The sequence below is a fragment of the Halomonas saccharevitans genome (assembly GCF_900116405.1).
Taxonomy (GTDB): Bacteria; Pseudomonadota; Gammaproteobacteria; order Pseudomonadales; family Halomonadaceae; genus Halomonas; species Halomonas saccharevitans.
Genome location: NZ_FPAQ01000015.1, coordinates 75,801 through 84,047, shown reverse-complemented (window position 1 = coordinate 84,047; position 8,247 = coordinate 75,801). Strand labels below are relative to the sequence as shown.

The window sequence follows — 8,247 nt, the reverse complement described above, 5'->3', positions numbered from 1 at the left end:
CGGCTCGCTGGGCAAGTCACGACTCCAGCGGATCGCGAGCGGCGCCTTGCACTTGGCCAGGAACAGTTTCCCATCGCGATACGTGAATGCCGATCGCGTGAACTCCGCCGACTGGCGGTGTCGCTTGCTCTTGAAGGCCGGGTAGCGGGAGCGGCCCTCAAAGAAGTTCTTAAAGGCGGTCTGCTGGTGACGAAGGCACTGCTGAAGCGGTACCGAACTCACTTCACTGAGGAACGCGGTGTCTTCGGCCTTCTTCATCCGCGACAGCTCAGCATTTGCCGCTGTAAAGCCGATTTTCTCTTGGCGCTGCTGGAACGCATCGGTGCGATAACGCAGCACGGCATTGTAGACGAAGCGCACGCACCCGAAGGTCCTGGCCAGGAGCTGTTCCTGTTCAGGCGTCGGATAGAAGCGGTATTTGTAAGCGCGTTTCGTCATTTTCGCACTGTATAAATAAACATATATAGATAGCAACCACCAAAGTAGGAGGCAGCGAGAACAGGGTCGTCCTGGCGGACGAAGGGCTATCCCTTCCCGCACTAAAAAGTACGGGGTATCTCGCGCAAAACTGATGAACGCCCAGAAACGCTTTGACATCTTCGCGCGGCTGCGCGACCACAACCCCGAGCCGACCACCGAGCTTCACTGGTCTAGCCCCTTCGAGCTGCTCGCCGCGGTGCTGCTCTCGGCCCAGGCCACCGACGTGGGCGTCAACAAGGCCACGGCTCGGCTCTTCCCGGTGGCTAACACGCCCCAGGCGATCCTCGACCTGGGCCTCGACGGCCTGAAGGAGCACATCCGCACCATCGGCCTCTACAACACCAAGGCCGAGAACCTGATGAAGGCCTGCCGGATCCTGGTCGAGCAGCACGCGGGCGAGGTCCCTCGCACCCGCCAGGCCCTGGAGGCGCTGCCGGGCGTGGGGCGCAAGACCGCCAACGTGGTGCTCAACACCGCCTTCGGCGAGCCCACCATCGCCGTGGACACTCATATCTTCCGGGTGTCCAACCGCACCGGGATCGCCAAGGGCAAGGATGTGGTCGAGGTCGAGCAGAAGCTGATGCGCCATGTGCCTCGAGAGTTTCGCCAGGATGCCCACCACTGGCTGATCCTGCACGGACGCTACACCTGCCTGGCCCGCAAGCCTCGCTGCGGCAGCTGCGTCATCGAGGACCTCTGCGAGTTCAAGGACAAGATCGACCTCTAGAGCTTGTCGCGGCGGGTCGCATCGATCGCCCCGCCAACGCCGGAGGATCGATCACGCGCTTCTGATGCCGATATGCCTCGTCGATCCGGCCTAGGGTCTTCGCATCACAAGACCCGGTCGCCGAAAGGGCCCGGGGAGGGACCGATACCGAACGGGCGGCGCGGCTTTGAAGGCTGAAGGCTGAAGGCTGAAGGCTGAAGGCTAGTAAGTGAAGCTCGCCCTTGGGCGAGCTTCATCACGCGTGTCGATGGCGCGCGGTGGCGATCACTCCAGGGTATTGCCCTGCTCGATCACCCCGCTGCCGACGCTTTCGCCGTTCTGGAACCACTCCAGCTGGTTGCCGTCGATCTGGGCGGCATAGCAGCCGAAATCGGTGCCGGGATAGCAGACGCCCTCCTCGGTGATCTCGTAGGTACCACCGCCGGCGGCATCCACGTAGGTGCCGTCCTCGGCGAAGTAGCTGGTATAGACGCCACCTCCCATCCCACCTTGGAAGGTATTGCCGACCAGCGCTTCGCGCAGCTCATCCGCACTCGAAGCGGCCGTGGCGCCGGTCGTTCCCGCCCCCATGGTCACAAGGGCGGCAAAAAAGGCGGTGCGGGTCATCTTGGACAGAGTCATCGAGGCTCTCCTGGGTGGATGATGTCTAGCTTTGTAAGGATACCGCTTTGGGCCAAACGCGCCCGTGAGCCCCGGTCGGCCCGCAGTACAGGGCACCTGCCGTTTCATGCACAGAGCCGACATGGCACACAGCCGACCCGGCAAATATCACAGCGATAGCGGGCTCTTAACGGGCCCTAATCCATTCGGTTTTACGAATACACAAACGCACCGTCCTGGCTTCACGTTCAGAATTCAAGTCGCCCGCGCGGCACCACTGGCATCAAGCGCCCCGGCAGCACACGCCTGCAACACCCGAAACGCATCCCGGTGGCCCAGCCGCGTCTGGAAGCGATTCCTCGGCGAGTGATCGCACCTGCGTTGCCCGGGAGAAGCGCGGTCGTATCGGGCCGTGAGCATGCTCGGTTGTCTCACGCTGCATGGTAGGCGCAAGAATGATCGTTGGAAATGTGGCTGGAGTAAGCGGAACACCCAGCAAGCGTTTCGAGAGTCGCTCTGCTAGGGTGAGCGGCACCGCGAATGACGGACGACACGAGGCCTCTACCGCCATGGCGATGCTCAAGTATCTGTTACTTCCCCCGCTGGCCAATGGGCTGCTGACGCTGCTGGGAATGGCGCTGTGGTCGCGGATGCGGCTTCTCGGCGGCCTGCTGGTGGTACTGGGCCTGGGCGGGCTGCTGGTGCTCGCCACGCCGATGACCAGCTATGCCCTGCGCCAGGGACTCGAGCCAGCGGCGCTGGCCGGCCCGAGTCAGCTGCGCGAGGCCCGGGCCATCGTCATCCTAGGGGGCGGTCGCGACGTCGATGCCCCGGAGTTCGGCTGGGGAGACGCCCCCGCCAATGCCAGCTGGCGGCGGCTGGCCTACGGCGCCCACCTGCACCGCCAGACCGGGCTGCCAATCCTGGTCAGCGGCGGCCGAGTCCATGACGAACACAGCGCCGAGGCGAGCCTGATGGCCGCGGCGCTGCGCGAGGTCTTCGAGGTGCCGGTCAGGTGGATGGAGGGAAGCAGCCGCGATACCGCCCAGAATGCCCGCTACACCGCCGAGATGCTCGGCGCGGACGGGATCGAGCACGTCGCGCTGGTCTCACAGGCCTGGCACCTGCCCCGGGCGCAGGCCGAGTTTGAACGGGCAGGACTTAGCGTGACGCCCGCTCCGACCGAGTTTGCAAGCCCGCCGAGCGGCGGCACCGCCGACTGGCTACCCCGCGCCTACCATCTCCACCAGAGCACGCGCGCCCTGCATGAATGGCTGGGACGCGCCGAACTGGCGCTGCGCGAGCGTCTGCTGCGCCGCGGCGAGTGACCCGACGTCCACACGACGGACGGTCCCGCCCTTGAGAGGCAGTGAGATGCCCGGCGAGCACGACCTCCCATTTCCCTCGGCACTTTCTCTTCAGCCCTTTCTCTTCAGCCCTTTCGCCTCGACCCATTCTCATCGACAAGAGACTCGACATGCTGGACCTTCTGCTTCCCCTGAGCCTGTCCGCCGTCTTCGGCACCGTGGTCGGTACGCTGTTCCGCCTCTCCCGCCTGCAGGGTCACGAGCGCCCCCTGCGCTTCCCCCTGGTGGGCCTCACCGCCGGGATCACGGCCTTCTTCCTCCATCTGATGCTTAACGCGGTGACCGGCGCGCCGGTCTGGCTGCTGCCGGTGCTGGTGATCCTGCAGGTCTGGCTGTGGCTGGGGCCGCTGGGGCCGAAGGTCGACGGGTCTCAAGACTGAACTGAAAAGAGCCGAGCGAAACGCCCTAACGACGACATAACGACGACACCCGCCGCGGCAGGCCGCGACGGGTTTCAATGAGCGCATGCGCCCCGTAGCAATGGCGCGTCGCGCCCCTACTCGGCCAGGGCCAGCGGGAGATCCTCGCCCCGGGTCCACTCGGCCATCGAGCCGTCATAGAGGCGAACCTGGTCGAAGCCCGCCACCTCGCTGAGCACGAACCAGTCGATGGCCGCCCAGTGCCCGGTGTTGCAGAACGCCACGGTGGGCACCTCGCGATCCAGCTCGGCGGCGTTGATGCGCGCGCCGAGCATCTCGTCATCCAGGTACCAGGCCTGCTGGCGCTGCGTCAGCAGGCGATGGAACGGCAGGTTGCGGGCGCCGGGAATGGTCCCCGGCGCCGTGGCCGCGGGCGACTGAGTCTCCCCGCGGAAGTAGTCCGCCGGCCGGGCATCCACCAGCTGCGCCTGGGTCTCGCGGGCGACCTGCACCTCCTCGGTGGTGGCGATCAGCGTCGTATCGAGCCGGCCCTGGAAGTCGGCGGCGTCGGGGGGCGGGATCGCGCCGCTGGCGATCTCTTTGTCCTGGGCCTGCCAGCCGGCGAAGCCGCCGTCGAGGATCGCCACCTCGTCGTGCCCGAGCACCTTGAAGGTCCAGTAGACCCGGGCGGCGCTGCCGAAATCGGTGGCGCCGGTCCCCGCGGGCACGATGACCACGGTGTCGTCGTTATCGATGCCGAGCCCGCCGATCAGCGACTCGAGGTTCTCAACCGAGGGCAGCAGGCCGGCGACGTGGTCTCGGGTCTCGCGCCAGCCGGCCTGGGTGTAGCTGCTGTAGACGCTGCCAGGGATGTGCGCGGCCTCGAAGCTGCCGCGATCGCCGCCGTCGTCGATGCTAGATCGCACGTCGAGCACCACGAGGTCGTCGCCACCGAGCCGCTCGGCGAGCCAGCCGGCCTCGACCAGCGGCTCGACATCGGCGGCGATCGCCTGGGACGTTGCCATCGCCAGGCCCAAGCCTATGAATGCGGACTTGATCATATTCCCGACCTCTTTACTCGGATATAGATGAATTCATTATCCGGCCTTGATCAGCGACCACAATATGTACAAATAGAATGAATGGTCAGAAGATCCTGGAAAAAGGTCATAAGAGCATTCACGGCAGCGAGAACTCTCCCACCGCCTCGACCGTGCGACGATAGGCGGGCCGCTCGCGGCAGGCCGCCAGGAAGGCGCGCAGCCGCGGAGTGTCGGCCAGGCCGCCGCCGGTCTCCAGCGCCAGCAGCGGGAAGCTCATCTGGATATCCGCCGCGCTGAAGGCCTCACCGGCAAACCAGGGCGCGCGCTCGAGTTCGGCCTCCCAATAGTCGGTCAGTTGGCGGATCTGAGGCGCCAGGAACTGCTGCTCCACGCCGCGGGCGAAGAGCCGGCCGATGGGCCTGGCGAGTGCCGGCACCGGGGGCCTGCCGAGGCTGGCAAATACCAGCCGCATCACCAGGGGCGGCATCGCCGAGCCCTCCGCGTGGTGGAGCCAGAAGCGGTAGCGCTCGCGTGCCTCGCTGCCCGCCGGCGGCACCAGGGCGTCCTGCGCCTCGAAACGCTCGATCAGGTACTCGAGGATCGCCCCCGACTCCGCCACCGCTCGGCCGCCTCGCGCCTCGTCGGTGATCACCGGCGACTTGCCCAGCGGATGCACCTCGCGCAGCGAGGCGGGAGCCAGCATGGTGCGGGCGTCGCGCCGGTAGGTAACGATCTCGTAGTCGACGGCCAGCTCCTCGAGCAGCCACACGACCCGCTGCGAGCGGGAGTTCTCCAGATGGTGAACCTTGATCATGCCTCTCTCCTTGTGTCTGTCCCGAATGGCCGGGGTGATCTGCGCCACCCTAGCACGCCGCCCCGGCTCGTCTCCTGCCAAGGTCGTCTTTGCCCGCCCTCGGGGGGCCACTAAACTGATCGGCAACGCTGCATAAAATCAGACACAAAAGACCGCACACGCCGAGACGTCGTACAGCAGAGTCTTCATATATATAAGGAGGGCACCATGGCCAAGGTGCTGGTGGTGGATGACGAGCCCAACATCGTCCTGTCCCTGGAGTTCCTGATGCAGCAGGCCGGCTTCGAAGTGGACACCGCCGAGGATGGCGAGAACGCCCTGGCACGCATCGCCGAGGCCGCCCCCGACCTGCTGCTGCTCGACATCAGCCTGCCGGGCATCAGCGGCTTCGATGTCCTCGAGCGCCTGCGCGCCGACCCGACCCACGCGCGGCTGCCGATCGTCATGCTCACCGCCCACGGCCGCGAGGTGGAGCGGGAGAAGGGCCTCGCCCTGGGCGCCGACGACTACGTCACCAAGCCCTTCTCGACCCAGGCGCTGGTCGACAAGGTCAAGACGCTGCTCGCCGAGGCCTCCTGATGACCCGGCGCAGCAAGAGCCTTCCCCGCCGCCAGCGGCTGATCGGCCTGTGGCTGCTGCTCAGCGGCGTCAGCGTCTTCGGCGGCATCATCTTCGCCCTGTGGCTCGACGGCCTGGCCGGACTCACCGGCATGGCGCGGGTCTGGCTGTGGCTCGGCTGCCTCTCCGGCGGCGGCACCATCTTCCTGGTCGGCCTGCTGCTGGAGCGCCAGCTATTCACCCCGCTGCGCCACCTGCAGGTACAGCTGGCCCGCCTGGTGGCCAAGCCCGATGCCCGCCAGGACTATCCGCCAGAGGGATGGCTCAAGGGCCTCGGCCCCGACCTGATGCGCGTTCGCGAGGCCTGGCGCGCCGATCGCGAGCGCCTAGCCACCGCCCATGCCGAGGGGGCGCTCAGTGCGACTCGCGTACGCCAGGAGCTCGAGACCCTGCTGCAGGTGCTCGATACCCCGCTGCTGCTCTGCGATCACCACCGCCGGCTGCTGCTCTTCAATCAGGCCGCCGAAACGCTCTTCGAGGGCCACCCTGGCCTCGGGCTCGGCAAGCGGCTCGACGCCCTCCTGCCGATCACGAGCCTCGAGGATGCCCTCGGCGAGCTGCCCGACGACGGTGCGCCCCGGGAGATCCTGGTGCCCTGCGACGAGCGGTGGCTGCACGCGGTGCTGCGCCGCGTTCCCCACAGCCACCAGGAGACCCTGCTGACCCTCACCGACACCACCGCGGCCTGGTCCAGCGAGATGGGCGCCCGCGCGGAGCTCGCCGAGATGCTGCCACCCCTGCGGCGCCACAGCGCGAGCCTCTCCAGCGCCGCCGACGCCCTGGTCGGCGTGCGCACGGCATCGCCGACCAGCGAGCTGGGTCAGCGCCTGGAGGCGGTGATTGACGAGGAGGGCCGGGCGCTGGCTCGCCAGCTCGAGCAGATGGGTCGGGTCATGGAGGAGATGCATCGCCAGGGCGAGCGGCTGGTCCCGCTGTGGTCCAATGACCTCTGGTCGTCGCTCGCCGCACGCCATGGCCAGAGCGGCGCGCAGATCACCCCCATCGGCATGCCTGCCTGGCTCAAGGCCGACGCGCCGGCGCTGCTGGCCCTGCTCGACTCGCTGCTGCCGCGGCTGGCAAGCCACGCCGGTCGGCGGGAGCTCGAGGGCGAGGTCTGCCTGGGCAATCGGCGGGTCTACCTGGACCTGATCTGGCACGGCGGCGTGCTGGGCGAATCCCAGCTCGAAGCGTGGCGCGGCGAGCGGCTGGAGGCTCTGCCCTTCGCGCCGCGGGTCGCCGACGTGCTGCGCCAGCACGGAAGCGATGCCTGGAGCCTCGCCGACGGCGACGGCATACACGCCCGCCTGCGCCTGCCGCTGCCGGCGACCGACCGGGTCGCCCCGCCCCGCCCGCGCACCCCGCCGCGCCCGGAGTTCCACGACTTCGGCATCGCCGAGATGCCGCCACCGGATGCCGAGCTGGCGGCGCGCCCCCTGCGCACCCTCGACGTGGTCGCCTTCGACACCGAGACCACCGGCCTGGAGCTGCGCCGCGGCGACACCGTGGTGAGCATTGGGGCCTGCCGGATCGTCAATGCCCGGCTGCTGGCCAGCGACGTCTTCGACCTGCGGGTCAACCCCGAACGCCCCATCCCACCGGCCAGCACGGCCATCCACGGCATCACCGATGACGACGTCGCCGGCGCCCCGCCGCTCTCCGTGGCCCTGCCGCGCTTTCGCGACTACATCGGCGAGGCGGTGATACTCGCCCACAACGCGGCCTTCGACCTGCTGGCCATCCAGCCGCCCGGCGGCGGCGTCGACTTCGACATGCCGGTGCTCGACACCCTGCTGCTGTCCCGGGCGCTGGACGAGAGCCTCGACGGTCACGACCTGGACAGCCTGGCCGACCGCTACGACTTGAGCTTCCCGCCCGGCACCCGCCATACCGCCCTGGGCGATGCCCGGGTCACGGCGGAGCTGTGGCTCGCGCTGCTGCCGCGACTGGAGGCCCGGGGCATCGAGACACTGGAGCAGGTGCTGGCCCTCCAGACCAGCGCCCTCGACCGTGAGGACGCCTACGCCTCGTGAACGCCCCTCGCCGCAAGGAGCGCCTGGTCGCCCTGATCGTGCTGGCGGCGCTGCTGTTCTCGCCGCCACTGGTGCTGATCGCCGCGCCGTCGGCGGACGGCATCAGCCGGCTGGTGCCCTACGTCTTCCTCGCCTGGGGCGCGGTGATCGGCCTGATGGCCTGGCTGATGGAACGTCGGGATGAGGATTGACGGGATGAGGACGGACAG

10 protein-coding genes are annotated in these 8,247 nt (G+C 67.8%); 6 read left to right on the top strand and 4 right to left on the bottom strand.

The window, feature by feature from the left end; genetic code table 11:
• The coding region (locus tag BM388_RS08775) for an RNA-guided endonuclease InsQ/TnpB family protein (protein WP_139233913.1) at positions 1-438 on the bottom strand (438 nt) is incomplete at its 3' end.
• A 133-nt stretch (positions 439-571) separates the two neighbouring features.
• On the opposite strand from BM388_RS08775, the gene nth reads away from it, so the two are divergent.
• Entirely contained in the window at positions 572-1,207 is a 636-nt protein-coding gene (gene nth, locus BM388_RS08770; RefSeq protein ID WP_089849204.1) for an endonuclease III, read from the top strand.
• 264 nt (positions 1,208-1,471) lie between these two features.
• Here the strand turns inward: nth and BM388_RS08765 are convergent, their stop codons facing one another.
• Entirely contained in the window at positions 1,472-1,828 is a 357-nt protein-coding gene (locus BM388_RS08765; RefSeq protein WP_089849202.1) for a hypothetical protein, read from the bottom strand.
• Between the two features lie 548 nt (positions 1,829-2,376).
• Between BM388_RS08765 and BM388_RS08760 the strand changes: the two genes are divergently transcribed.
• Positions 2,377-3,135 carry a YdcF family protein gene (locus tag BM388_RS08760; RefSeq protein ID WP_089849200.1) on the top strand — a complete coding sequence of 253 codons (759 nt, stop codon included), beginning with the start codon at positions 2,377-2,379 and terminating at the stop codon, positions 3,133-3,135.
• A 149-nt stretch (positions 3,136-3,284) separates the two neighbouring features.
• Positions 3,285-3,554, top strand: a complete 270-nt coding sequence (locus BM388_RS08755; protein WP_089849198.1) for a hypothetical protein — start codon at positions 3,285-3,287, stop codon at positions 3,552-3,554.
• 116 nt (positions 3,555-3,670) lie between these two features.
• Here BM388_RS08755 and BM388_RS08750 read toward each other — a convergent pair whose 3' ends face one another.
• Positions 3,671-4,594 carry a sulfurtransferase gene (locus tag BM388_RS08750; RefSeq protein ID WP_245781499.1) on the bottom strand — a complete coding sequence of 308 codons (924 nt, stop codon included), beginning with the start codon at positions 4,592-4,594 and terminating at the stop codon, positions 3,671-3,673.
• Between the two features lie 118 nt (positions 4,595-4,712).
• The gene (locus tag BM388_RS08745; protein WP_089849196.1) at positions 4,713-5,390 is read right to left on the bottom strand and encodes a glutathione S-transferase family protein; all 678 of its coding nucleotides are present in this window, start codon (positions 5,388-5,390) and stop codon (positions 4,713-4,715) included.
• 207 nt (positions 5,391-5,597) lie between these two features.
• Here BM388_RS08745 and BM388_RS08740 point away from each other — a divergent pair, with 207 nt between their 5' ends.
• From BM388_RS08740 to BM388_RS08730, 3 genes are read left to right on the top strand one after another with little or no spacing between them, the layout of a single operon-like run.
• A complete protein-coding gene (locus BM388_RS08740) occupies positions 5,598-5,969 on the top strand; it encodes a response regulator transcription factor (RefSeq protein ID WP_089849194.1) in 372 nt (123 codons plus the stop codon).
• Positions 5,969-8,038 carry a 3'-5' exonuclease gene (locus tag BM388_RS08735; protein WP_089849192.1) on the top strand — a complete coding sequence of 690 codons (2,070 nt, stop codon included), beginning with the start codon at positions 5,969-5,971 and terminating at the stop codon, positions 8,036-8,038. Before BM388_RS08740 ends, BM388_RS08735 begins: the two co-directional genes overlap by 1 nt.
• Complete coding sequence (locus tag BM388_RS08730) at positions 8,035-8,229, top strand: hypothetical protein (RefSeq protein ID WP_089849190.1); 195 nt, start codon at positions 8,035-8,037, stop codon at positions 8,227-8,229. The genes BM388_RS08735 and BM388_RS08730 overlap by 4 nt, the downstream gene beginning before the upstream one ends.
• Positions 8,230-8,247: the final 18 nt, after the last annotated feature.

What these genes read in the sequence shown, in the direction of transcription:
- BM388_RS08750 (WP_245781499.1), bottom strand. Translation starts at nt 4,594, where the DNA reads ATGATCAAGTCCGCATTCATAGGCTTGGGCCTGGCGATGGCAACGTCC.
- BM388_RS08760 (WP_089849200.1), top strand. Translation starts at nt 2,377, where the DNA reads ATGGCGATGCTCAAGTATCTGTTACTTCCCCCGCTGGCCAATGGGCTG.
- BM388_RS08740 (WP_089849194.1), top strand. Translation starts at nt 5,598, where the DNA reads ATGGCCAAGGTGCTGGTGGTGGATGACGAGCCCAACATCGTCCTGTCC.
- BM388_RS08755 (WP_089849198.1), top strand. Translation starts at nt 3,285, where the DNA reads ATGCTGGACCTTCTGCTTCCCCTGAGCCTGTCCGCCGTCTTCGGCACC.
- BM388_RS08735 (WP_089849192.1), top strand. Translation starts at nt 5,969, where the DNA reads ATGACCCGGCGCAGCAAGAGCCTTCCCCGCCGCCAGCGGCTGATCGGC.
- BM388_RS08765 (WP_089849202.1), bottom strand. Translation starts at nt 1,828, where the DNA reads ATGACTCTGTCCAAGATGACCCGCACCGCCTTTTTTGCCGCCCTTGTG.
- BM388_RS08745 (WP_089849196.1), bottom strand. Translation starts at nt 5,390, where the DNA reads ATGATCAAGGTTCACCATCTGGAGAACTCCCGCTCGCAGCGGGTCGTG.
- nth (WP_089849204.1), top strand. Translation starts at nt 572, where the DNA reads ATGAACGCCCAGAAACGCTTTGACATCTTCGCGCGGCTGCGCGACCAC.